Annotated in this window: 18 protein-coding genes, 4 tRNA genes and 1 pseudogene; 10 read left to right on the top strand and 13 right to left on the bottom strand. The window is 70.1% G+C overall.

The window, feature by feature from the left end; all coding sequences use genetic code 11:
* Positions 1 to 19: 19 nt before the first annotated feature.
* The 3 genes from hrpA to AQJ11_RS18395 all read left to right on the top strand — a co-directional run bounded on the left by hrpA (position 20) and on the right by AQJ11_RS18395 (position 4,722).
* Positions 20 to 3,964 carry an ATP-dependent RNA helicase HrpA gene (gene hrpA, locus AQJ11_RS18405; protein ID WP_059263753.1) on the top strand — a complete coding sequence of 1,315 codons (3,945 nt, stop codon included), beginning with the start codon at positions 20 to 22 and terminating at the stop codon, positions 3,962 to 3,964.
* A gap of 95 nt (positions 3,965 to 4,059) precedes the next feature.
* Positions 4,060 to 4,134, top strand: a tRNA-Asp gene (locus AQJ11_RS18400).
* Positions 4,135 to 4,527: 393 nt separating this feature from the next.
* Positions 4,528 to 4,722: a DUF6274 family protein gene (locus tag AQJ11_RS18395; protein ID WP_014673597.1), complete on the top strand. Its 195-nt coding sequence runs from the start codon at positions 4,528 to 4,530 to the stop codon at positions 4,720 to 4,722.
* A 475-nt stretch (positions 4,723 to 5,197) separates the two neighbouring features.
* Here the strand turns inward: AQJ11_RS18395 and bldC are convergent, their stop codons facing one another.
* Together bldC and AQJ11_RS18385 are read right to left on the bottom strand one after the other, a co-directional pair.
* Positions 5,198 to 5,404: a developmental transcriptional regulator BldC gene (gene bldC / locus AQJ11_RS18390; protein ID WP_003949541.1), complete on the bottom strand. Its 207-nt coding sequence runs from the start codon at positions 5,402 to 5,404 to the stop codon at positions 5,198 to 5,200.
* Between the two features lie 519 nt (positions 5,405 to 5,923).
* Positions 5,924 to 6,766, bottom strand: a complete 843-nt coding sequence (locus AQJ11_RS18385) for a DUF8083 family protein (RefSeq protein ID WP_059263752.1) — start codon at positions 6,764 to 6,766, stop codon at positions 5,924 to 5,926.
* Positions 6,767 to 6,966: 200 nt separating this feature from the next.
* Here AQJ11_RS18385 and AQJ11_RS18380 point away from each other — a divergent pair, with 200 nt between their 5' ends.
* Both AQJ11_RS18380 and AQJ11_RS18375 read left to right on the top strand, forming a co-directional pair.
* A complete protein-coding gene (locus tag AQJ11_RS18380; protein ID WP_059263751.1) occupies positions 6,967 to 8,073 on the top strand; it encodes a Leu/Phe/Val dehydrogenase in 1,107 nt (368 codons plus the stop codon).
* Between the two features lie 290 nt (positions 8,074 to 8,363).
* The gene (locus tag AQJ11_RS18375; protein ID WP_014673600.1) at positions 8,364 to 8,612 is read left to right on the top strand and encodes a DUF3073 domain-containing protein; all 249 of its coding nucleotides are present in this window, start codon (positions 8,364 to 8,366) and stop codon (positions 8,610 to 8,612) included.
* A gap of 66 nt (positions 8,613 to 8,678) precedes the next feature.
* On the opposite strand, the gene purM is transcribed toward AQJ11_RS18375, so the two are convergent.
* The 9 genes from purM to purS form a co-directional block, all read right to left on the bottom strand.
* Complete coding sequence (purM, locus tag AQJ11_RS18370) at positions 8,679 to 9,746, bottom strand: phosphoribosylformylglycinamidine cyclo-ligase (protein ID WP_079082343.1); 1,068 nt, start codon at positions 9,744 to 9,746, stop codon at positions 8,679 to 8,681.
* 32 nt (positions 9,747 to 9,778) lie between these two features.
* Positions 9,779 to 11,308, bottom strand: coding sequence for an amidophosphoribosyltransferase (gene purF / locus AQJ11_RS18365; RefSeq protein WP_014673602.1), 1,530 nt, complete (start codon positions 11,306 to 11,308; stop codon positions 9,779 to 9,781).
* Between the two features lie 202 nt (positions 11,309 to 11,510).
* Complete coding sequence (locus AQJ11_RS18360) at positions 11,511 to 11,966, bottom strand: META domain-containing protein (RefSeq protein WP_059263750.1); 456 nt, start codon at positions 11,964 to 11,966, stop codon at positions 11,511 to 11,513.
* Between the two features lie 35 nt (positions 11,967 to 12,001).
* A complete protein-coding gene (locus AQJ11_RS18355; protein ID WP_059263749.1) occupies positions 12,002 to 12,799 on the bottom strand; it encodes a maleylpyruvate isomerase family mycothiol-dependent enzyme in 798 nt (265 codons plus the stop codon).
* Between the two features lie 14 nt (positions 12,800 to 12,813).
* Entirely contained in the window at positions 12,814 to 14,838 is a 2,025-nt protein-coding gene (locus AQJ11_RS18350; protein ID WP_059263748.1) for a caspase, EACC1-associated type, read from the bottom strand.
* On the bottom strand, positions 14,835 to 15,185 hold the full coding sequence (locus tag AQJ11_RS18345) for an effector-associated constant component EACC1 (RefSeq protein WP_059263747.1): 351 nt from the start codon (positions 15,183 to 15,185) through the stop codon (positions 14,835 to 14,837). Before AQJ11_RS18345 ends, AQJ11_RS18350 begins: the two co-directional genes overlap by 4 nt.
* Positions 15,186 to 15,498: 313 nt before the next feature.
* Positions 15,499 to 17,757, bottom strand: coding sequence for a phosphoribosylformylglycinamidine synthase subunit PurL (purL, locus tag AQJ11_RS18340; protein ID WP_014673607.1), 2,259 nt, complete (start codon positions 17,755 to 17,757; stop codon positions 15,499 to 15,501).
* Positions 17,754 to 18,434, bottom strand: coding sequence for a phosphoribosylformylglycinamidine synthase subunit PurQ (gene purQ / locus AQJ11_RS18335; RefSeq protein ID WP_014673608.1), 681 nt, complete (start codon positions 18,432 to 18,434; stop codon positions 17,754 to 17,756). Before purQ ends, purL begins: the two co-directional genes overlap by 4 nt.
* Positions 18,431 to 18,694 carry a phosphoribosylformylglycinamidine synthase subunit PurS gene (gene purS, locus AQJ11_RS18330; RefSeq protein ID WP_014673609.1) on the bottom strand — a complete coding sequence of 88 codons (264 nt, stop codon included), beginning with the start codon at positions 18,692 to 18,694 and terminating at the stop codon, positions 18,431 to 18,433. The genes purQ and purS overlap by 4 nt, the downstream gene beginning before the upstream one ends.
* Positions 18,695 to 19,004: 310 nt before the next feature.
* On the opposite strand from purS, the gene AQJ11_RS18325 reads away from it, so the two are divergent.
* The 5 genes and pseudogenes from AQJ11_RS18325 (at position 19,005) to AQJ11_RS18310 (ending at position 20,383) form a co-directional block, all read left to right on the top strand.
* Complete coding sequence (locus tag AQJ11_RS18325) at positions 19,005 to 19,322, top strand: histone-like nucleoid-structuring protein Lsr2 (RefSeq protein WP_014673610.1); 318 nt, start codon at positions 19,005 to 19,007, stop codon at positions 19,320 to 19,322.
* A gap of 167 nt (positions 19,323 to 19,489) precedes the next feature.
* A tRNA-Gly gene (locus AQJ11_RS18320) sits at positions 19,490 to 19,561 on the top strand.
* Between the two features lie 80 nt (positions 19,562 to 19,641).
* Positions 19,642 to 19,714: transfer RNA gene (locus AQJ11_RS18315), tRNA-Gly, on the top strand.
* A 141-nt stretch (positions 19,715 to 19,855) separates the two neighbouring features.
* Positions 19,856 to 20,287 (top strand): annotated as a pseudogene (locus AQJ11_RS51105) (DNA-binding response regulator); the annotation flags it as partial.
* Between the two features lie 23 nt (positions 20,288 to 20,310).
* Positions 20,311 to 20,383: transfer RNA gene (locus AQJ11_RS18310), tRNA-Gly, on the top strand.
* 45 nt (positions 20,384 to 20,428) lie between these two features.
* On the opposite strand, the gene AQJ11_RS18305 is transcribed toward AQJ11_RS18310, so the two are convergent.
* The gene (locus AQJ11_RS18305) at positions 20,429 to 21,328 is read right to left on the bottom strand and encodes a phosphoribosylaminoimidazolesuccinocarboxamide synthase (RefSeq protein WP_014673612.1); all 900 of its coding nucleotides are present in this window, start codon (positions 21,326 to 21,328) and stop codon (positions 20,429 to 20,431) included.
* Positions 21,329 to 21,441: 113 nt separating this feature from the next.
* On the bottom strand, positions 21,442 to 22,941 hold the full coding sequence (locus AQJ11_RS18300; RefSeq protein WP_059263746.1) for a N,N-dimethylformamidase beta subunit family domain-containing protein: 1,500 nt from the start codon (positions 22,939 to 22,941) through the stop codon (positions 21,442 to 21,444).
* Positions 22,942 to 22,949 lie beyond the last annotated feature (8 nt).

Raw genomic sequence — 22,949 nt, 5'->3', positions numbered from 1 at the left:
GTGAGATCCTGGATCGCGTATGTCTACGCATCCCGCCCCCGCCCTCGGCACCCTCGCACCCCGTCTGACCGAGCTGTCGCTGCGCGACGCGCACCGGCTCGGGCGGCGGCTGGAGGGCGCACGCAAGATCCGTAAGCCGGAGGCCCGTGCCACCGTCCTCGCCGAGATCGACGGCGAGATCGGCAAGGCCGAGGCCCGGATGGCCGAGCGGCGCTCGCGCGTGCCGGCCGTCACCTACCCCGAGCAGCTGCCGGTCAGCCAGAAGAAGGACGAGATCGCGGCCGCCATCCGCGATCACCAGGTCGTCATCGTGGCCGGTGAGACCGGTTCCGGGAAGACCACCCAGATCCCGAAGATCTGCCTGGAGCTGGGCCGGGGCGTGCGCGGCATGATCGGGCACACCCAGCCCCGCAGGATCGCCGCCCGGACCGTCGCCGAGCGGGTCGCGGAGGAGCTGAGGACGCCCCTCGGCGAGTCCGTCGGCTGGAAGGTGCGGTTCACCGACCAGGTGAACCCGGACGCCACCTTCATCAAGCTGATGACGGACGGCATCCTGCTCGCCGAGATCCAGACCGACCGCGAGCTGCGCGCCTACGACACGATCATCATCGACGAGGCCCACGAGCGGTCCCTCAACATCGACTTCCTGCTGGGCTACCTCGCCCAGCTGCTGCCGAAGCGGCCCGACCTGAAGGTCGTCATCACCTCGGCGACCATCGACCCGGAGCGCTTCTCCCGGCACTTCGGCGACGCCCCGATCATCGAGGTCAGCGGGCGGACGTATCCCGTCGAGGTGCGCTACCGGCCGCTCCTCGAAGAGGAATCGGACGACGCCGACCGCGACCAGATCACCGCCATCTGCGACGCCGTGGAGGAACTCCAGGCCGAGGGACCGGGCGACATCCTCGTCTTCCTCTCCGGCGAGCGGGAGATCCGGGACACCGCGGACGCGCTGGAGAAGAAGAAGTACCGCTTCACCGAGGTGCTCCCCCTCTACGCCCGGCTCTCGCACGCCGAGCAGCACCGGGTCTTCCAGCCGCACACCGGGCGCAGGATCGTGCTGGCCACCAACGTCGCCGAGACGTCCCTGACCGTGCCGGGCATCAAGTACGTCATCGACCCCGGCTTCGCCCGGATCAGCCGCTACAGCCACCGCACCAAGGTCCAGCGGCTGCCCATCGAGCCGGTCAGCCAGGCCAGCGCCAACCAGCGCAAGGGCCGCTGCGGCCGTACGTCCGACGGCATCTGCATCCGCCTGTACTCCGAGGACGACTTCCTCACCCGCCCGGAGTTCACGGACGCGGAGATCCTGCGGACGAACCTGGCCTCCGTCATCCTCCAGATGACCGCGGCCGGCCTCGGCGACATCGAGAAGTTCCCCTTCATCGACCCGCCGGACCACCGCAACATCCGCGACGGCGTGCAGCTCCTCCAGGAGCTGGGCGCGCTGGACCCGGCCCAGAAGGACCCCCGCAAGCGGCTCACGGACACCGGCCGGAAGCTGGCGCAGCTCCCCGTCGACCCCCGCCTGGCCCGGATGGTCCTGGAGGCCGACAAGAACGGCTGCGTCCGCGAGGTCATGGTCATCGCCGCCGCGCTGTCCATCCAGGACCCGCGCGAGCGCCCGGCCGAGAAGCAGGCCCAGGCCGACCAGCAGCACGCCCGCTTCAAGGACGAGACCAGCGACTTCCTCGCCTATCTGAACCTGTGGCGCTACGTCCGCGAGCAGCAGCGCGAGCGCGGCTCGTCGTCCTTCCGCCGGATGTGCAAGCAGGAGTACCTGAACTTCCTGCGCATTCGCGAATGGCAGGACATCTACACCCAGCTGCGCACGGTCGCCAAGCAGATGGGCATCCATCTCAACGAGGACGACGCCCCCGCCGACCGCGTCCATGTCTCCCTCCTCGCCGGCCTCCTCTCCCACGTCGGGATGAAGGACGTGAAGGACGGCAACAAGAACGAGTACCTGGGCGCCCGCAACGCCAAGTTCGCGATCTTCCCCGGCTCGGCGCTGTTCAGGAAGCAGCCGAAGTTCGTGATGTCGGCCGAGCTGGTGGAGACGAGCCGCCTCTGGGCGCGGGTCAACGCCAAGATCGAGCCGGAATGGGTCGAACCGCTCGCCGGGCACCTGCTCAAGCGGACGTACAGCGAACCGCACTGGGAGAAGGACCAGGCGGCCGTGATGGCGTACGAGAAGGTCACGCTGTACGGCGTCCCGATCGTCGCCCAGCGGAAGGTGAACTACGGCCGGATCGACCCGGAGGTCTCCCGCGAGCTGTTCATCCGCAACGCGCTCGTGGAGGGCGACTGGCGCACGCACCACAAGTTCTTCGCCGACAACCGCAAGCTGCTCAGCGAGGTCGAGGAGCTGGAGCACCGCGCCCGGCGCCGGGACATCGTGGTCGACGACGACACGCTCTTCGACTTCTACGACCAGCGGGTGCCCGAACACGTCGTCTCCGGCGCCCACTTCGACTCCTGGTGGAAGCGGAAGCGGCACGAGCAGCCGGACTTCCTGGACTTCGAGCGGGAGATGCTCATCCGGGAGTCCGCGGAGGCGGTCACCAAGGCCGACTATCCCGACACCTGGCGGCAGGGGCAGCTCAAGTTCCGGGTGACGTACCAGTTCGAGCCGGGTGCGGACGCCGACGGTGTGACGGTCCACATCCCGCTCCAGGTGCTCAACCAGGTCACGGACGAGGGCTTCGACTGGCAGATCCCGGGCCTGCGCGAGGAGGTGGTGACGGAGCTGATCCGCTCCCTGCCGAAGCCGATCCGCCGCAACTACGTACCGGCGCCGAACTACGCGAAGGCGTTCCTGGAGAAGGCGGTGCCGCTCCAGGAGCCGCTGACCGTCTCGATGGCGCGCGAGCTGAAGCGGATGGTCGGCGTTCCGTTCGAGGCGGAGGACTTCGACTGGGCCAAGGTCCCCGACCACCTCAAGATCACCTTCCGGATCGTCGACGAGCGGCGCCGGAAGCTGGCCGAGGACAAGGACCTGGAGACGCTGAAGCTCCAGCTCAAGCCGAAGGCACGCAAGGCCCTGTCGCAGGCCGCGGCGGCGACCGCCTCCCGCGAGGGCGGGGAGTCGCTGGAGCGCAAGGGCCTGACGGACTGGACGATCGGCACCCTCACCCGCGTCTTCGAGACACGCCGGGCCGGCCAGCCGGTCAAGGCGTACCCGGCGCTGGTGGACGACGGCGACACGGTCTCCGTCCGCCTCTTCGACACGGAGGCGGAGCAGGCGGAGGCCATGTGGAAGGGCACCCGCCGCCTCATCCTGCGCAACATCCCGGTGAATCCGGCGAAGTTCGCGTCCGAGAAGCTGACGAACGCCCAGAAACTCGCCCTCTCGGCCAACCCCCACGGATCGATCCAGGCCCTGTTCGACGACTGCGCGATGGCCGCGGCGGACAAGCTGATCGGGGACTTCGGGGGGCCGGCGTGGGACGAGGAGTCGTACCGGAAGCTGTACGACAGGGTGCGCGCGGAGATCGTGGACACCACGGTCCGCACGGTCGCCCAGGTGCAGCAGGTCCTCGCCGCCTGGCAGGCCTGTGAGCGCCGTCTGAAGGCCGTCGGCAGCCCCGCGCTGCTCGCGAACCTGACGGACGTCCGCAAGCAGCTGGACGCCCTCGTGAAGCCCGGTTTCGTCACCTGGGCGGGCATACGGCGCCTGCCGGACCTGATGCGCTACCTGGTGGCCGCGGACCGGCGCCTCCAGCAGATGCCGACGAACGCCCAGCGGGACACGACCCGCATGGAGAAGGTCCACGAGATGCAGGACGAGTACGCCTGGCTCCTGGAACAGCTCCCCAAGGGCCGCCCGGTGCCGTCCGCCGTCCTGGAGATCCGCTGGATGCTGGAGGAGCTGCGGGTGAGCTACTTCGCCCACGCGCTGGGCACGGCGTACCCCGTCTCCGACAAGCGGATCGTCAAGGCGATCGACGCGGCCGCCCCGTAACCGCTCCCGTACGGAGGGTGAGTTCGACCAGGACCCTCACCCTCCTGTACAGTCTCTTCTCGCAGCGCAACGCAGGAAAAAGCGCCGCGAAACCTGGTCCTGTGGAGCAGTTTGGAGTGCTCGCCACCCTGTCAAGGTGGAGGCCGCGGGTTCAAATCCCGTCAGGACCGCATAGAGGCTGAGGCCCGTATCCCGCGAGGGGTGCGGGCCTCAGTCGTATCCCCGTCAGACCGCGACAGAGGCCGCGCCCGCGGCGGAGCCGCAATCCGACACAGCAAATCCCGTCAGGACCGCACAGAAGCTGAGGCCCGCATCCCGCGAGGGGTGCGGGCCTCAGTCGTATCCCCGCCAGGGCCGCAAGAGGCCTCAGCCGCATCCCGGAAGCCCAGGCCCGCGTCCCCGCAGGACAGCGGGCCTCCGTCATGTCGCCGGCCGGTGGGAACCAGCCCGCCCGGCGCTGGAGGGGGAAGCTCGCAGAGCCCGCGCCGTCTTGACGGCGTCACATTCCCTCGGTACTCAGGGAGCAGGGCTCGTTCCCTCTGTGCGGCCCCCGGAGGTGGCGTATGGCGGCGTCGGTCAGGCACGAGACGCGGGCGCTCCTGAGGGCGCATCTGTCGGCCGCCTCCTCCTACCGGCACCTCACCCGCCACTGCCCCATCTGCCACCGCCTCCTGCGGCTGGCGATGGATGCCGCCCCGCAGGCCCAGGAGGCCGAGCAGGAGGCTCCCGAGGACGGCGAGGCCACGCGTCGCACCTGACCTCCGCCGGCCCCAACCTCCGTACAGGCGTGGGACTCTGGGGCACGCGCCTCGTCCGGACGCCCTCCTCTAACGCATACGAGCCGCAGGCAACAAGCGTCCGGGCATGTGACGGGAGTCACCGCATGAGTTTTTGAAACAGCGGTACTTACCCCCGTCATACAACGGGTCAATTTAATATGTGCAATTGCACCGCTCCCCGGGGCCGCGCACAGCCGTTCCGACAGCCCTCCCCAGACTCCGACAAGGACGCTCACAAGAGCCGCCCACGGTCCCGACCTGCGCACAAAAAGATCGCGCTGGACCCGGCGGAGTCCAGCGCGATCTACGACGCACCCTGTGTCGCTTGCCTACAACGTTCTCTTCGGCTTGGGCGAGGGGCCTGTTGGGGCAGGTCCCGCGTCGCTTGGAGCTAGGGTTTCGGGCGCCTCGGTCAGTTGGGGGAACCGACCGTCTTGCCCGGTTATGGAGTTGTTCAGGCCTCGCTGCGCTGCTGCGGAATGCCCGCGAGCAGTGCGCGGACCTCGGCCTCGCGGTAGCGGCGGTGCCCGCCGAGCGTACGGATGGACGTGAGCTTGCCGGCCTTCGCCCACCGCGTGACCGTCTTGGGGTCGACGCGGAACATGGTGGCGACCTCAGCCGGGGTCAGCAGCGGCTCGGCATCAGGGGTGCGAGCGGTCATGAGCGGCCTCCTCGGGAGAACCGAACCTTCTCGGTTCTTTCCTCTAAATTCTGCACCTTGACCCGCGTTGCCCGAAATGGCGGACGCGAGTCGAGTCGGTTATAGGACGAACGGCTTGTCCTCGGCACTACAACTACACCATCTGTCCAGCCGCGTCGGCCAAACCGATGGAATTGCCCTCCCAGGTGTTCATCAGCGACGGAAGCCGATGGACCATGCCATAGCGGACAGTCACGCCACTGTGACGATCAGTCACAGGACGATCAGGAGTCACCAGACCCCCCAAAGCGTGCAATGCTGAGAAATCCGCCCAACATGGAGCACAGGTGGACGGATGGAGTCCTCCCCGGACTCCTTGTCCTATTTTGGCACGAGGGGTGCCAAGAGGCGCAAGAGCCGGGTAAGTGCCGTCCATCACCCTTGAGACATACGTCCGGACCGGAACCGACGCCCCGTCAGGTGGTCTAGGCGAGTAGAACGTACGTCCTCCCTCACCGATTTGACCGTGACGCAGGTCACTCAGTTCGCGGAACGCCGGTCCCGTACCGCCCGCCACCGGTCCACCAGCCGCCCGTACGCCTCCCCGGCTGCCGCCCCGTCACCCCGGCGCAGCGCCTCGATCCCGGCCGCCACGTCCGCCGCCGAGTGGTCGCCCTCCAGCTCGCCGGCCGGCAGCACGTGCACCAGGCCGCCGTAGTCCAGCTCCACCAGCGAGCGCGGGTGGAACTCCTCCAGCCAGCGGCCGACGTCCACCAGACCGTCGATCAGCGGACCCTCCTCGACGGTGTCCTTCAGCGTGCGCAGCGCCCTCGCCACCCGACGCCGGGCCTGCACCATCGGCGTGCGGTAGCGCAGCACCGGGGGCACCTCCGCGGTCCCCTTGTCGTACCGCCGCTCCTCGTCCGAGACCAGCACGAACCAGTTCAGCGGCACCTGCCAGGTCGCCGTGCGGATCCACGGGCGGGCATCGGGGTTGCGGGCGAGCCAGCGCTCGTAGTCCTGGGCGGCCTGCCGGCGCACCACCGGCGGCAGCACCGCGTCCAGCACCGGCGGGGGCAGCTCCTCGGCCAGCTCCTGAAGGGCCTGCCAGCCGCGCAGCCGGGTCCGCCAGGGGCACACGCAGACCACCCCGTCGACCTCCAGCACGAACGCGTCGCTGCTCTCGTGCACCGGCACCGCGATCGGCGGGACGGGCAGCAGCCCGGCCAGGGAGCGGCGCAGCTCGTCCTGGTACGAGGGGCGGTCGGAGCGGCGGGCGTAGCGCGCCCAGTGACCGCGCTCCGGCTCCGGGAAGGCGCCCAGCGGCTCGTACACGCGCAGGTACGCGGCATAGGGGACGACCACGGAGGACACCTTCGGCACGCCTGCTCCCTCCCCACCGGACCCGGCTCGAAACCACTGCAAATCGTGCCACGCGCATCCGTGCACAGCGGGCTCCGGAGAGTGATCCTGAACACTGCGCGGATGGTGAGTGAACCGAGGCTCTACGCTCATGCCACGGTTCCCCGCCACCCGTACGGGGACCGCACCCCACTCGCCGCTAGTACACAGGAGTCACCACAGTGACCGACGTAACCGGCGCGCCTGCTGATGTCCTGCACACCCTGTTCCACGCGGACCAGGGCGGCCATGAGCAGGTTGTGCTCTGCCAGGACCGCGCCAGCGGCCTCAAGGCCGTGATCGCCATCCACTCCACCGCCCTGGGCCCCGCCCTCGGCGGCACGCGCTTCTACCCGTACGCGACCGAGGCGGAGGCCGTCGCCGACGCCCTCGCTCTCGCGCGCGGCATGTCCTACAAGAACGCCATGGCCGGGCTGGACCACGGCGGCGGCAAGGCCGTGATCATCGGCGACCCGGAGCGCGCCAAGACCGAGGAGCTGCTCCTCGCCTACGGCCGCATGGTCGCCTCCCTCGGCGGTCGCTACGTCACCGCGTGCGACGTCGGCACGTACGTCGCCGACATGGACGTGGTGGCCCGCGAGTGCCGCTGGACCACCGGCCGCTCCCCCGAGAACGGCGGCGCCGGCGACTCCTCCGTGCTCACCGCCTTCGGCGTCTACCAGGGCATGCGCGCCTCCGCCCAGCACCTGTGGGGCGACCCCTCGCTGCGCGGTCGCACGGTCGGCGTCGCCGGCGTCGGCAAGGTCGGCCGCCATCTGGTGAAGCACCTGCGGGACGAGGGCGCTCAGATCGTGATCACGGACGTGCGCGCCGACGCCGTCCAGCGGATCCTGGAGCAGTACCCGGCGGGGGTCACGGCCGTCGCCACCACCGAGGAGCTGATCCGGGTCGAGGGGCTCGACATCTACGCGCCCTGCGCCCTCGGCGGCGCCCTGAACGACGACAGCGTCCCGGTGCTCACCGCCCGGGTGGTCTGCGGTGCGGCCAACAACCAGCTGGCTCACCCGGGTGTGGAGAAGGACCTCGCCGACCGCGGGATCCTCTACGCGCCGGACTACGTGGTGAACGCCGGCGGGGTGATCCAGGTGGCCGACGAGCTGCACGGGTTCGACTTCGACCGGTGCAGGGCGAAGGCGGCGAAGATCTTCGACACCACGTTGGCCATATTCGCACGTGCGAAGGAGGACGGGATTCCGCCGGCCGCCGCGGCCGACCGGATCGCCGAGCAGCGGATGGCCGACGCCCGCGCGACCCGCGCCGCGCACTGAGCCGATCGCACACATGAGCGGTACCCGTCGGCGGGAACTTGGAGAGAACTCTCACTTCCACCGGCGGGTCGTTCCCCGATAAGTGGTTAAAATCGCCACTGACCAGCGAGGACAGGGCGCCTCGAAGGTCCTGGGCACACGCGCGTGCTGCGGGCGACGTACCGTATGGGCGCGGGCTCAGGTACCGTGGAAGCCCTACGGACCGGCCTCTCCATGGAGAGTCCGTTCCAGATCATGAACGCGTGTCAGACTCTGGGGCCGTCGAGCCCCGTCGTTGAGGGGGTCGAGCCATGGGGCGCGGCCGGGCCAAGGCCAAGCAGACGAAGGTCGCCCGCCAGCTGAAGTACAACAGCGGCGGGACGGACCTCTCACGCCTGGCCGAGGAGCTGGGCGCATCGACGTCGAACCAGTCGCCGAACGGCGACCGCTTCACGGACGATGAGCATGACGACGACGACCTGTACTCCCGCTACGCCGACCTCTATGAGGACGACGAGGACGAGGACGAGGGTCCCGCACAGCACCGTCGAGGCGCTTGACCTTGCACTGAGCATGAGTCCGGTCGGTGGCACAGCCACCGACCGGCTTCTGTGCTGTCCGCCAGGTCAGACCGCGTAGTCCCCCACCAGCTCCGCGCCGGTGGTCTTGTCGCCCCGCTCGGTGATCTCACCGGCGACCCAGGCGTCGACACCCCGGTCGGCCAGCGTCGCGAGGGCGACCTCCGCGGACTCCTCCGGGACGATCGCCATCATGCCGACGCCCATGTTGAGGGTCTTCTCCAGCTCCAGGCGCTCCACGTTCCCGGTCGTCCCGACCAGGTCGAAGATCGCGCCCGGGGTCCAGGTGGAGCGGTCGACCACGGCGTGCAGCCCGTCCGGGATCACCCGGGCCAGGTTCGCGGCGAGCCCGCCACCGGTGATGTGGCTGAAGGCGTGCACCTCGGCCGTGCGGGTCAGTGCCAGGCAGTCCAGCGAGTAGATCTTCGTGGGCTCCAGCAGCTCCTCGCCGAGGGTGCGGCCCAGCTCGGCCACCTCCGACTCCAGGGCCAGGCCCGCCGTGTTCAGCAGCACGTGGCGGACCAGGGAGTACCCGTTCGAGTGAAGCCCGGAGGACGCCATGGCGATCACGGTGTCACCCGTGCGGATGCGATCCGCGCCGAGCAGCCGGTCGGCCTCCACGACGCCCGTACCGGCGCCGGCGACGTCGAAGTCGTCCTCGCCCAGCAGACCGGGGTGTTCGGCCGTCTCACCGCCCACCAGGGCGCATCCGGCCAGCACACAGCCCTCCGCGATGCCCTTCACGATGGCCGCGACACGCTCGGGGTGCACCTTGCCGACACAGATGTAGTCGGTCATGAACAGCGGCTCGGCACCGCACACCACGATGTCGTCCATGACCATGGCGACCAGGTCGTGGCCGATGGTGTCGTAGACACCCATCCGGCGCGCGATGTCGACCTTCGTGCCGACGCCGTCCGTGGCGGAGGCGAGCAGCGGGCGCTCGTAGCGCTTGAGGGCGGAGGCGTCGAAGAGCCCGGCGAAGCCGCCGAGGCCGCCCAGCACCTCGGGGCGCTGGGTCTTCTTCACCCACTCCTTCATGAGCTCTACGGCGCGGTCTCCCGCTTCGATGTCGACGCCCGCGGCTGCGTAGCTGGCACCAGTCGTCTCAGACATGGGGTGAGAACTTTCGTGTCGTACGGCAGAACTTACGGGCGGCGGATCGCGTCGGTCGCCGCGGTCGCGGCCGGACCGGCCGCCAGCTCGGTCTCCAGCAGCTGCTTGCCGAGCAGCTCCGGGTCCGGCAGCTCCATCGGGTACTCGCCGTCGAAGCAGGCGCGGCACAGGTTCGGCTTGGCGATGGTGGTCGCCTCGATCATGCCGTCGATGGAGATGTAGGCGAGCGAGTCGGCGCCGAGGCTGGTGCCGATCTCCTCGATCGACATGCCGTTGGCGATGAGCTCCGCGCGGGTGGCGAAGTCGATGCCGAAGAAGCAGGGCCACTTCACGGGCGGCGAGGAGATCCGGATGTGGACCTCGGCGGCGCCGGCCTCGCGGAGCATGCGGACCAGGGCCCGCTGGGTGTTGCCGCGCACGATCGAGTCGTCGACGACGACCAGGCGCTTGCCCTTGATGACTTCCTTCAGCGGGTTCAGCTTCAGCCGGATGCCCAGCTGGCGGATGGTCTGCGAGGGCTGGATGAACGTACGCCCGACGTAGGCGTTCTTCACCAGACCCGCGCCGAAGGGGATGCCCGAGGCCTCCGCGTAACCGATGGCGGCCGGCGTGCCCGACTCCGGGGTCGCTATGACCAGATCGGCCTCTACGGGGGCTTCCTTGGCCAGCCGGCGGCCCATCTCCACACGGGAGAGGTAGACGTTCCGGCCGGCGATGTCGGTGTCCGGGCGGGCCAGGTAGACGTACTCGAAGACACAGCCCTTGGGCTTCGCTTCCGCGAACCGGGAGCTGCGCAGGCCGTTCTCGTCGATGGCGACGAACTCGCCCGGCTCGATCTCGCGGACGAAGCTCGCGCCGGTGATGTCCAGCGCGGCGGTCTCGGAGGCGACCACCCAGCCGCGCTCCAGCCGGCCGAGGACCAGCGGGCGGATGCCCTGCGGGTCACGGGCGGCGTAGAGGGTGTGCTCGTCCATGAAGACGAGGGAGAACGCGCCCTTGACCTTCGGGAGCACCGCGTGCGCGGCCTCCTCGATGGTCAGCGGCTTGCCGTCCTCGTCGACCTGGGCGGCCAGCAGGGCCGTCAGCAGGTCGGTGTCGTTGGTCGCCGCGACCCGGGTGGAGCGGCTGTTGTTGTCGTTCGGGAGGTCGGCGACCATCTCGGCGAGCTGCGCCGTGTTGACCAGGTTGCCGTTGTGGCCGAGCGCGATCGAGCCGTGCGCGGTGGCACGGAACGTCGGCTGGGCGTTCTCCCACACGGAGGCTCCGGTGGTCGAGTAGCGGGCGTGTCCGACCGCGATGTGACCCTGGAGCGAACCGAGCGAGGTCTCGTCGAAGACCTGGGAAACCAGGCCCATGTCCTTGAAGACGAGGATCTGGGAGCCGTTGCTGACCGCGATTCCCGCGGATTCCTGACCCCGGTGCTGGAGGGCGTAGAGCCCGAAGTACGTGAGCTTTGCGACCTCTTCACCCGGAGCCCAGACGCCGAAGACGCCGCAAGCGTCCTGGGGGCCCTTCTCGCCGGGAAGCAGATCGTGATTGAGTCGACCGTCACCACGTGGCACGCAACCGAGTGTAGGCGAGGTCGACCACTGGTCCGAATTGGGGATACGCGCCCCTAACGGGACGGACGGTTTGGATCACCTTGGGTGATTCCGCGTTTTGCCTGGTCAGAGCGATATCCCAGCGGCCGACGGGGGCTCCGGACGGGCCGTACGGGGCCGGTCACGGGCGTCTTCGCCGCATTCGTGAGTGAGGTGTCGCACATCATCCGGGGGTGCTCCGGCTGAGGTGGACGCGGTCGCCGTCGCCATCGGTGAGCGTCGCCTTCCCGGCGTCGGCCCTGGCGGTGAGCGTGCCGGTGGTGAGGATGCGCGCGAGGGCGCGCTCGAAGGCCATGCGCTCCTCGCCGCAGGCCATCCTGGTCGTGCGCAGGTCACCGATGGTGATGCGGTCCCCGTTCACGGTGGCGCGGGCGCTGAACTGGTTGCAGCCCAGGTTGCCGGCCGCCTTGCCGTCCTCGTCGATGCGGAGGCGGGCGGTGGCGGGCGCGTGCCGGGTGGCGGCGCCGACGGTGATGCCGTCGACCCGCCAGTCGATCCCGGTCACCGGCTGCTGCACGCTCACCGCTCCACTGTCCGCCTTCTCGCCGCCACAGGCCACCGTGAACGGGAGGAGCACGGCGGCCACCGCCAGGGTCACACGTTGCTTGTACCGGTTCATGGTGATTCGACGTACGCGGGCGGGCCCGGGTTCCGCTACGCCATGACCGGCAGCAGCCCCCCGATGTCCGCCCGCTCCCCGCTCGCGCTGACCTTGGCGGCGGCCAGCGCGTCCGCCCAGGCCGTACGGCCGGTGGCGAGCCGGATCCAGGTCAGCGGGTCGGTCTCCACGACGTTGGGCGGGGTGCCCCGGGTGTGCCGGGGGCCCTCGACGCACTGCACGACCGCGTACGGCGGCACCCGCACCTCGGTGGAGCCGCCGGGCGCCTTCACGGCGAGGGCGTCGGCGAGCAGCCGGGTGGTGGCGGCCAGGGCCTGCCGGTCGTACGGCACCTGAAGGCCGGGGACGGCGGCGTTCAGGTCGTCGGTGTGGACGACGAGTTCGAGGGCGCGGGTGACGAGGTAGTCGCCCAGCGGCAGGGCACCCGCGCCGGTCTCCAGCAGCCGGCCGCCGGGGTGCTCGTCCAGCAGGGCGCGCAGCTTCCGGTCGACGTCGTCGAGGTAGGTACCGAGGTCCGGGTGGGCGGTGGCCAGGTCCCGGGTGAAGTCGGCGATGGCGGCGGCGTGCGACCCGGTGGAGAACGGCCACTCGGCCACGGTGACGGTCTGCCGGGGCGGGGCGGGCCGCTCCAGGGCCCGCTCGACGGCGGTGACCGCCATGCCGATGTGCGCGATCAGGTCCCGTACGGTCCAGGCGCCGAGCCGGGTCGGCAGGGCGAGTTGCTCGGGAGTGAGGGTGCGGACGGCGTCCCGCACGCTCGTGAACTGGGCGAGGACCGCCGTACGGGTCTTGACGGGGTCGTAGGTCCTGGTGCGTTTCTTGGCCGTGGGCATGGCGGTGACCCTATTCACGGGCGCAGCTTCACCGCGAACGCGTACAGACGGGTGATCTGGTCGTCGCTGTCGTTGTCGTCGGAGACCAGGTACAGCGGGCGCCAGCCTTTGTAGCGGCCGGACGTCCAGGGGGTGCCGAGGGCCATGCCCTCGACGTTGTCGAGGAGCGGGTGCTGGACGGACGAGGCCGGGGCGGCGACCTGGCCCCGGCCGCCCACGGGGCAGGTGGCCAGGTCGACGACCAGCTCGTCGGCGGCGAAGATCTTCGGCGGCTGGTGCCACAGGGAGGTCAGTTCCGTGACGTTCTGGGCGTGGGCGAGGGAGAGCTGGACGATCCGGATCTCCGAGCCCAGTCCCGCGGTGTACTGGCGTTCCAGTGCGAGCAGGTTGCCGTTGTCGTCGATGGCGTTCAGCTCGGACAGGTACATGCCGTCATCGGCCATGAAGGCGTACTGCCCGTCGGGCGCGTAGGCGCCACCGGCCTTTCCGGTGTAGCGCTGGATGCGGATGATGCCCCGGCCGCGCTGGTCGCCGTCCTTCGCCAGGGGTGCCTCCCAGCCGGCGTAGAGATGGCGGCCGTCCGGGGAGACGGCCAGTGACTCGATGCTGCGGCCGGTCTGCGCGGAGCCCTGGGGCCAGAAGCGCAGGTCCTTCGGGATGGGGAAGTCCTTGCCGATCTGCCGGCCGGTGGCGACATCGAAGCGGCGGATGGCCGGGTCGGTCTCGGAGGCGATCAGCATGGTCCTGCCGCCCTTCTCGACGACCATGCCCTCGCCGTCGTACCAGTCGCCTTCGATCGGGAACTTCGTGCCGTCGGCGCGGCGGAGCGGCACCGACGTGCCGGGGACGGGGTCCAGTTCGAAGGGGGATCCGAGGGTGAGCGGCCAGACCCGGCCCGGGGAGTTGTCGGCGAGGGCCAGCGCCCTGACGTCCTTGCCCTGCGAGACCAGGGCCAGGGCGGACAGGCCCGCGATCTTCTCGTAGTAGACGTTCTTCTTGTCCAGGGCGTCGGAGTGGTCGAGGAGCACCGCGCGGGGTGCCGCCGGATCGGAGGGCGAGGGGACCGCGCAGGGACCGGCGGCGGCTGCCGGGTGGGTGTCGTGCCACCAGTCGACGAGCGGCGGGGCGCCCAGCCCGAGGGCGAGGCCCAGGACGCCCGCCGTCAGCGACAGGACCGGGGTGCGGACGCGCTGCCAGCGGGTGGGAGGGGGCTGCCGGACAGGAGGGGACCAGCGGGACCGGACGGCGGCGTTGCGGACGAAACCGAGGGCGCCGACGCCGTTGCTGTCCTGGTCCTGTGGTTCCTGCGGCACCTCGGGCTTGAGGGTGAGGATGCGCTTCTTGACCTCCAGGAAGAGGTCGTGCAGACCCAGCAGCTCCGGTCCGTCCGGTAACCCCTCGCGCATGACGTCGACCAGGGCGCCGGTGAACAGGGTGCAGCGCTTGGGGTCGGGGGCGTGCGAGGGCCGGTCGCGCGGCCCGGACGTCATGACGTAGGAGCCCTCGACGTCCTTCAGCGTCGACACGGCCATCTCCACGACGTGCCGGTGGCCGTCCGTCATCTCGGTCAGCACCTGCCCGCTGTAGCAGCAGTCCAGGATCAGGACCCGGCGCAGCGCGGAGCCCGTGTCGCGGATGGCGCGGCGGACGTCGCCGGAGCGGACACAGGTGTCCGGCTGGTCCTCAACCGAGTCGGGCAGGGTGAGCAGCAGCTGCTGCTCGTGGCGGTCCCTGAGGCCGTGACCGGCGTAGTAGACGATCAGGGTGTCCTCGGCGAGCGCGGCGGCCTCCCGGATCGGGCGGACCAGCTCGGCCGGTGAGGTCGGGTTGGACACCGTTCGGATCCGCCGGCCGTCGTCGGGGATGCCCCAGATGTCCGGGTCCGTGAGCACGGCCCGAAGTTCCGTGAGGTTGAGCCTGACACTGCGCAGCGGGTCCAGGTGCGCGTAGTCGTCCACGCCGATCAGGACACAGGCGGAGCGCTCCGGGTCGATCCGGCCGAAACTCTCGACCGTCCCGGGGTCCTTGGCGTCGGTCACCGCGGCTCCCCGTCCGCGTCGTCGCCGTCCTGCCCGAAGCCGCGCAGCAGCTCGGCCACCCGGTCCGGGTCGGCTCCGGTGACGTCGATGGTGATACGGGCCTGGGGCCTGAAACTCTGCCGCCAGGCCAGGTACGACAGTTGGAGCTGCCCCAGGCCGCTGGCGGCGGACAGCACCGCGAGGACCAGGTCGACCCCCGGGCCCATCCGCCCGGTGCCCGCGCCGGGTTCGGCGACCCGGGTCACCCGGACCTGGCCGCGCAGGGCGCGGTCGGCCGCCAGCCAGTCGTACAGGGACAGCAGTTCTTCCTCGCGGGCGGCTCCGGCCGCCTCGAACCTGATCTCCATCCGGCCGCTCCCCCGGGCTCACTCACGGATGTCGCCGATTCCCCCGCCACCCCGCGCGCACGTCCGGGTTGGCAAGCCCCTTCTTACCCGGGCCGCACGGGGTTACGCCTGCGGCCGAAGACGCTTCCCGAACCTCCACCGCGCGCCTGCCGGGCCCTCGGTCACGGGGCTGCTGTGCATGATCCGGTCGGCGGAGTCGGCGTCGGCCGTGCCGGATCTCCGACATCGCTGCGGTGAGCCGGGAAGCCCCCGCCCGGAACATGGGTCCGGGCGGGGGCTTCGGCGTGCCGTACGGGCCGTGGGCCCCGGGCGCTTACGCCAGCAGCGCCGGGATCGTGCCCTCGTGGGCCTCGCGCAGCTCGGCGAGGGAGAGGGTGAACTCGCCCTGCACCTCGACCGTGTCGCCGTCGACGACACCGATCCGGGTGGCCGGCAGACCGCGCGCACCGCACATGTCGTTGAAGCGGACCTCCTCCGAGCGCGGCACGGCGACGATCGCGCGGCCGGCCGACTCGGAGAACAGGAAGGTGAAGGCGTCCAGGCCGTCGGGTACGACCAGACGCGCGCCCTTGCCGCCGAGCAGCGCGGACTCCACCACGGCCTGGACCAGACCGCCGTCGGACAGGTCGTGCGCGGAGTCGATCATGCCGTCGCGGGAGGCGGAGATCAGGATCTCGGCCAGCAGGCGCTCGCGCTCCAGGTCCACCTGCGGGGGCAGGCCGCCCAGGTGGTCGTGGATCACCTGGGACCAGGCCGAGCCGCCGAACTCCTCCCGGGTGTCGCCGAGGAGGTAGATCAGCTGACCCTCCTCCTGGAAGGCGACCGGGGTGCGGCGGGCGACGTCGTCGATCACGCCGAGCACGGCCACCACCGGGGTCGGGTGGATGGCGGCCTCGCCGGTCTGGTTGTAGAGCGAGACGTTGCCGCCGGTCACCGGGGTGCCGAGCTGCTGGCAGCCGTCGGCGAGACCGCGCACGGCCTCCGCGAACTGCCACATGACCGCCGGGTCCTCGGGCGAGCCGAAGTTCAGGCAGTCCGAGACCGCGAGCGGCTTGGCGCCGGTGGTCGCCACGTTCCGGTAGGCCTCGGCCAGGGCGAGCTGGGCGCCCGTGTACGGGTCCAGCTTGGCGTAGCGGCCGTTGCCGTCCGTCGCGATGGCGACGCCGAGACCGGTCTCCTCGTCCACGCGGATCATGCCGGAGTCCTCCGGCTGGGCGAGGACGGTGTTGCCCTGCACGAAGTGGTCGTACTGCGAGGTGATCCACTTCTTGGATGCCTGGTTCGGCGAACCGACCAGCTTCAGGACCTGGGCCTTCAGCTCCTCGCCCGTCTCGGGGCGGGGCAGCTTGTTCGCGTCGTCGGCCTGGAGGGCGTCCTGCCACTCGGGGCGCGCGTAGGGGCGCTCGTAGACCGGGCCCTCGTGCGCGACCGTGCGCGGGTTGACGTCGACGATCTTCTCGCCGTGCCAGAAGATCTCCAGCCGGTCGCCGTCGGTGACCTCACCGATGACGGTGGCGATGACGTCCCACTTCTCGCAGATCTCCAGGAAGCGGTCGACCTTGTCCGGCTCCACGACGGCGCACATGCGCTCCTGCGACTCGCTCATGAGGATCTCCTCGGGCGAGAGCGTGGAGTCGCGCAGCGGGACGTCGTCCAGGGTGACGCGCATGCCGCCGGAGCCGTTGGAGGCGAGCTCGGAGGTGGCGCAGGACAGACCGGCCGCGCCGAGGTCCTGGATGCCGACGACCAGCTTCTCCTGGAACGCCTCCAGGGTGCACTCGATGAGCAGCTTCTCCTGGAAGGGGTCGCCGACCTGCACGGCGGGCCGCTTCGACGGCTTGGCGTCGTCGAAGGTCTCGGAGGCCAGGATCGACGCGCCGCCGATGCCGTCGCCGCCGGTCCGGGCGCCGTACAGGATGACCTTGTTGCCCGCGCCGGAAGCCTTCGCGAGGTGGATGTCCTCGTGCCGCATCACACCGATGGCACCGGCGTTGACCAGCGGGTTGCCCTGGTAGCAGGCGTCGAAGACGACCTCGCCGCCGATGTTGGGCAGGCCCAGGCAGTTGCCGTAGCCGCCGATGCCCGCGACCACGCCGGGCAGGACGCGCTTGGTGTCGGGGTGGTCCGCCGCGCCGAAGCGGAGCGGGTCCACGACCGCCACCGGGCGGGCGCCCATCGCGATGATGTCGCGGACGATGCCGCCGACACCCGTGGCCGCGCCCTGGTAGGGCTCGACGTACGACGGGTGGTTGTGCGACTCGACCTTGAAGGTGACGGCGTAGCCCTGGCCGACGTCCACCACCCCGGCGTTCTCGCCGATGCCGACGAGCAGCGCGTCGCTCTGCGGCGCCTTCTCGCCGAACTGGCGCAGGTGGACCTTGGAGGACTTGTACGAGCAGTGCTCGGACCACATGACCGAGTACATGGCGAGCTCGGCGCCGGTGGGGCGGCGGCCGAGGATCTCCACCACCCGCTCGTACTCGTCCTTCTTCAGGCCGAGTTCGGCCCAGGGCAGCTCGACGTCGGGGGTCGCGGCCGCGTGCTCGACCGTGTCCAGAGGCGTCCGGCTCATGCGTTGACCAGCTTCTTGAGGATCGAGGTGAAGAACGGGAGCCCGTCGGTACGACCGGTACCGATCAGCGGCTCGACGGCGTGCTCGGGGTGCGGCATGAGGCCGACGACGTTCCCGGCCTCGTTGGTGATGCCGGCGATGTCCCGCAGCGAGCCGTTCGGGTTGAAGTCCAGGTAGCGGAAGGCGACGCGGCCCTCCGCCTCCAGCTTGTCGAGCGTGTACTCGTCGGCGACGTACCGGCCGTCCATGTTCTTCAGCGGGATGTGGATCTCCTGGCCGGCGCGGTAGTCGGCGGTCCAGGAGGTCTCCGCGTTCTCCACCCGCAGCTTCTGGTCGCGGCAGATGAAGTGGAGGTGGTCGTTGCCGAGCATCGCGCCCGGGAGGAGGTGGGCCTCGGTGAGGATCTGGAAGCCGTTGCAGATGCCGAGGACCGGCAGCCCGGCCTTCGCCTGCTCGACGAGCGGCTCCATCACCGGCGAGAAGCGGGCGATGGCGCCGGCCCGGAGGTAGTCGCCGTAGGAGAAACCGCCGCACAGCACGACGGCGTCGACCTGCTTGAGGTCCTTGTCCTTGTGCCAGAGGGCGACTGGTTCCGCCCCGGCGATACGGATCGCGCGCTGGGTGTCCCGGTCGTCCAGGCTTCCCGGGAAAGTGACGACGCCAATACGAGCGGTCACTTGGCCGCCTCCGCGACTTCGTCGACCCGGACCGTGAAGTCCTCGATCACGGTGTTGGCGAGGAAGGATTCCGCAAGATCGCGGATGCGGGCGAGCGCGGCCTCGTCGACCGGCCCGTCAACTTCCAGTTCGAAACGCTTTCCCTGACGTACGTCCGAGATCCCTTCGAAACCCAGGCGCGGCAGCGCACGCTGGACCGCCTGGCCCTGGGGGTCGAGGATCTCCGGCTTGAGCATGACGTCGACTACGACGCGTGCCACTGGCACTCCCGGTGTGTGGTGCTGAGCAGGTTCCTTCAGACTACCCGCACAAAATTTCTACGCGAGTAGAGTTGGAGGAAAGTACGTGAGGCGCATCACGATCGGGTGTCGAAGCCGCACACCCGTGAAAAGTTCTGGGAAAGTTCCACAGTCCGTCCCCCACACCTATTGCGCCCGGACACGCGGACGGATTTAGTCGGGCTTCACTTTGCATTGCCGGGCACTGTACAAATGAATTGGCAATAGCCGATACTCGGCATGTCGTCGGCGTTGAGCTGTAACGACGTGCCGCACGAAGGGACCGATATTCGTGGCGCAAAAGGTCGTGGTCACTCTCTTTGACGACATCGACGGCTCGGAAGCGGCGGAGACGATCGCCTTCGGACTCGACGGCAAGTCGTACGAGATCGACCTGAACGAAAGCAACGCCGAGAAACTGCGCAAGGCGCTCGCGCCCTACGTCGAGGCCGGCCGCAAGCGGTCGCGGTCCGGCAAGGCGTACAAGCAGACGGAGGTCGCCCCGGACCCGGCGGCCGTCCGCGCCTGGGCCCAGGCCAACAAGATGGACGTCCCCGCCCGTGGACGCATCCCGAAGAAGGTCTACGAGGCGTTCAGCGCCGCGCAGTGAGCCCGCGAAGGGGCGAGTCCCCAGGGTCCGTCAGGGGGCCCTGGGGACCGTGCACTTGGGGCATACGGGGCCTCCAGGGGACTCGACTTGCGCTACCCCCCTGCTGATCAGCTAATGTCTGGAGCACGCCGAGGGGCGAGGCCGACAGGCCGGATCCCGAGGACCGTGCGGGTGTAGTTCAGTAGTAGAACATCCCCCTTCCAGGGGGAAGGCGCAGTGTGCGATTCCTGTCACCCGCTCTGCACCGCCGACACGACCACGCTGGTGGATCAGGTAGGCTGGTGCTCGCACCGATCGGTGGGAGCCGATCGGGAGCAGTGCGGACGTAGCTCAGTTGGTAGAGCGCAACCTTGCCAAGGTTGAGGTCGCGAGTTCGAGCCTCGTCGTCCGCTCGGGAAGAAGACCCCGGTCCACTGGACCGGGGTCTTTTCGTTGTTCGCCGAACCCGGCGGAGTCCGTGGCCCTTGTGAAAGAAGTGAATTCGTGGGTGCTCCGGTACGCCTGTTGCCGTCCGAGGCGGCGGGCGGCTCCGAGGCGCCGGTGATGTGAGGGTCGCCACATCCCCGCGTGCCGAACTGCCCGGCTGTCAGACGCTGATCGTCATCGGCCACGGGCGGCCCGGATGTGCGGAACAGGCGCTCGCGACCGGCGGTCGCGGGGTCGTCCCGGAGGCCGTCAGACCCCCGCGGCCCGCCGGGATCATCCGCACCGCGCACTCCGGAAACCGCTAAGCGGACCCGGAGTTGGCCGCCGACGCGACCTCCGCCGGGGACTCGCCGGCGACCACGCGGAAGACCGAGGCGCTGGAGCCGGCCGCCGACGGAACGCCGGTCGCGGAGATCGCCGGGCGGGCCGCGCCGTCACCGGGAACCGCGCGGAAGCGCCCCTCCTCGGCGGCCACGGAACTCGGTGCCGAGAACCGTCACGCGGCAGTGCGTCTCACACGCGCGCGAGGTTGGGTATAGTTGCTCTCGCGCCACGGCGCAACGCGGACGTAGCTCAGTTGGTAGAGCGCAACCTTGCCAAGGTTGAGGTCGCGAGTTCGAGCCTCGTCGTCCGCTCGGGAACAAGACCCCGGTCCACTGGACCGGGGTCTTCTTCATGCCCTACGACCAGCTGGTGCCCGTCAGCCGCTCGTACGCCTCCACGTACTTCTGCCGGGTCGCCGCCACGACCTCCTCCGGCAGCGCCGGCGGGGGCTGCTCGCTCTTGCGGTCCCAGCCGGACGCCGGCGAGGTCAGCCAGTCCCGCACGAACTGCTTGTCGTACGACGGCTGGGCGCGGCCCGGCTGCCACTGGTCGGCCGGCCAGAAGCGGGAGGAGTCCGGGGTGAGGACCTCGTCGGCGAGGACGAGCGTGTCGCCGTCGAAGCCGAACTCGAACTTGGTGTCGGCCAGGATGATCCCCCGGTCCCGGGCGATGTCCCGGGCGCGCGAGTACACCGCGAGCGTGGCCTGGCGCAGCTGGGCGGCGGTCTCGGCGCCGACCTGACGGGCCACCTCCTCGTAGGAGACGTTCTCGTCGTGCTCGCCGACCTCGGCCTTGGTGGCCGGGGTGAAGATCGGTGCGGGGAGTTCGGAGCCGTCGACGAGGCCTTCGGGGAGGGCGAGGCCGCAGACCGTACGGGACTCCTGGTACTCGACGAGGCCGGAGCCGGTGAGGTAGCCACGGGCCACGCACTCCACCGGGACCATCTTCAGGGACTTGCACACCAGCGTCCGGCCCGCCCAGTCGGCCGGGGCGCCCTCGGGCAGCTCGGTGCTGATGACGTGGTTCCTGGCGAGGTCGCGGAGCTGGTCGAACCACCACAGGGAGAGCTGGGTGAGGACGCGGCCCTTGTCGGGGATCTCCGTGGGCAGCACCCAGTCGTACGCGGAGATGCGGTCGCTGGCGACCATCACGAGGTCGCCCGCCTCGTTCTGGTACAGCTCGCGCACCTTTCCGGTGTGCAGGTGCACCAGGCCCGGAACCTCGATCGGCTCGGGCTTTTCTACGAATCCGGACACGGTTCCTCCCCGTGGTTCTGTCCAATGCCTCGATTCTCCCGTATGGGGGTGATAGGGCGCGCCCGGGGGTGCCGGCCGGGGTGCCGGGTGCGGGTCGCAAGGTGTCAGTCGCGTCAGTCGCGTTTGCAGATGCGGTCCAGCAGGTTCGCCGTGGCGCGCTGGACCCGGGCGTCCACATGGCCCGGACGGTCCAGGGCCGGGGACCAGGCGAAGGTGCCGGAGGCGAACACCCAGGCGCCCGAGGGGGCGCGGTAGAGCGACGTCTCCTGGTGGCGCAGGACGCCGTCGTTGTCGGTGTAGGGGGAGTGGGCGAGCAGGATGCGCTCGTCGTGCTCGGGCAGTGGGGTGCGTGGGAAGTAACGGTCCGCCTCACCGGCGACCAGGCCCGCGATCTCGTCGCCCTCGTGGGCGCCGGTCGCCTCCCACAGCCAGTGGCGGGCGTTGCGGACGATCAGCGGGTGCGGCTCGGGGACCCGGCCCGCGTACTGGATGCCGACCACCTGCTGCTCGGGCCGGTCGATCTCGCGCCACAGCACCGGTCGGCCGGGGCCTTTGCGTTTGCGGCAGGTCAGCAGCCGGTCCGGGACCCCGGACGGGGACGGGCCCAGCTCCACCTGCCAGTACATGGTGTTGGCGGAGAGGAAGACCAGCGAGGTGCCACGGTCGCGGGCGTCCTCGACGGCCCGGCGCATCGGCACCGACCAGTACTCGTCGTGGCCCGGGAAGACCAGTCCCCGGTAGCGGGTGGGGTCGATCCGGCCGGCGTGCAGGTCACGGGCCTCGGCGTAGGCGAGGTCGTAGCCGTAGCGCTCGGCCCAGCGGATGAAGTCGTAGGCGTGGCCGACGTGCAGGGGCAGGCCCGCGCCGGCGTACGGCCGGTCGAAGGAGACGGTGGTCGCGGCGTCGGCCTCCCCCAGCAGCCGGCCCTTCTCGTCCCAGGCGTGGTAGAGGCTGGCGCCGGTGTGGCCGTCCTCCGGGTAGAGGTTGTACGCCTGCCAGGTGATGTCCGGCAGCAGCAGCAGGAGGTCGGCGGGGTGGTCGTCGCGGACCGTGAACGGCACGTGGGAGCGGTAGCCGTCGGTGGTGGTCAGGACGGCCACATAGGCACCGATGCTCCAGTAGGAGGGCACCTGGAGGCGCCAGGACAGCCACCAGTGGTGACAGGAGACCGTGCGGTCGGCGGTCAGCGGCGGGGGCTGGACGATGCCGGAGAGGCGGGGGCTGGTGGTGATCTTGGACGCGCCGTCGCCGCCGTAGTGGCCGATGCGGTAGATGTCCACGCTGAACTGCTGCGGCGGGTCGACCGTGATGTGGAAGTCGATCGCCTCGCCGGGCGCGACCGCGCCGGTGGAGGTGAAGCCCTTGATCTGCCGGTGCACGTCGTCGGCCGAGCGGGGGCCGGGCCCGGACGCGCGGGGCGCCGGGACGCGTGCGCGGTCGCCGCCGGTGAGCTGCTGCGGGCTGGGGTCGACGTACCAGGGCACGACGTGGCCGGTGTCGTCGAAGTACGTCTCACTGCCGCGGAGCCAGGGCACCGGGCCCTGTCCGAAGGGGTCCGTGACGGCGTGCGCGAGTGCTCCGGACTCCCAGCGGCGGATGTGGTCCGAGGCCATGGTCGCTC

The organism is Streptomyces corchorusii, from assembly GCF_001514055.1.
Taxonomy (GTDB): Bacteria; Actinomycetota; Actinomycetes; order Streptomycetales; family Streptomycetaceae; genus Streptomyces; species Streptomyces olivaceoviridis.
The sequence above is the reverse complement of the archived record's forward strand: the minus strand, read 5'-3'. Positions and strand labels throughout refer to the sequence as shown.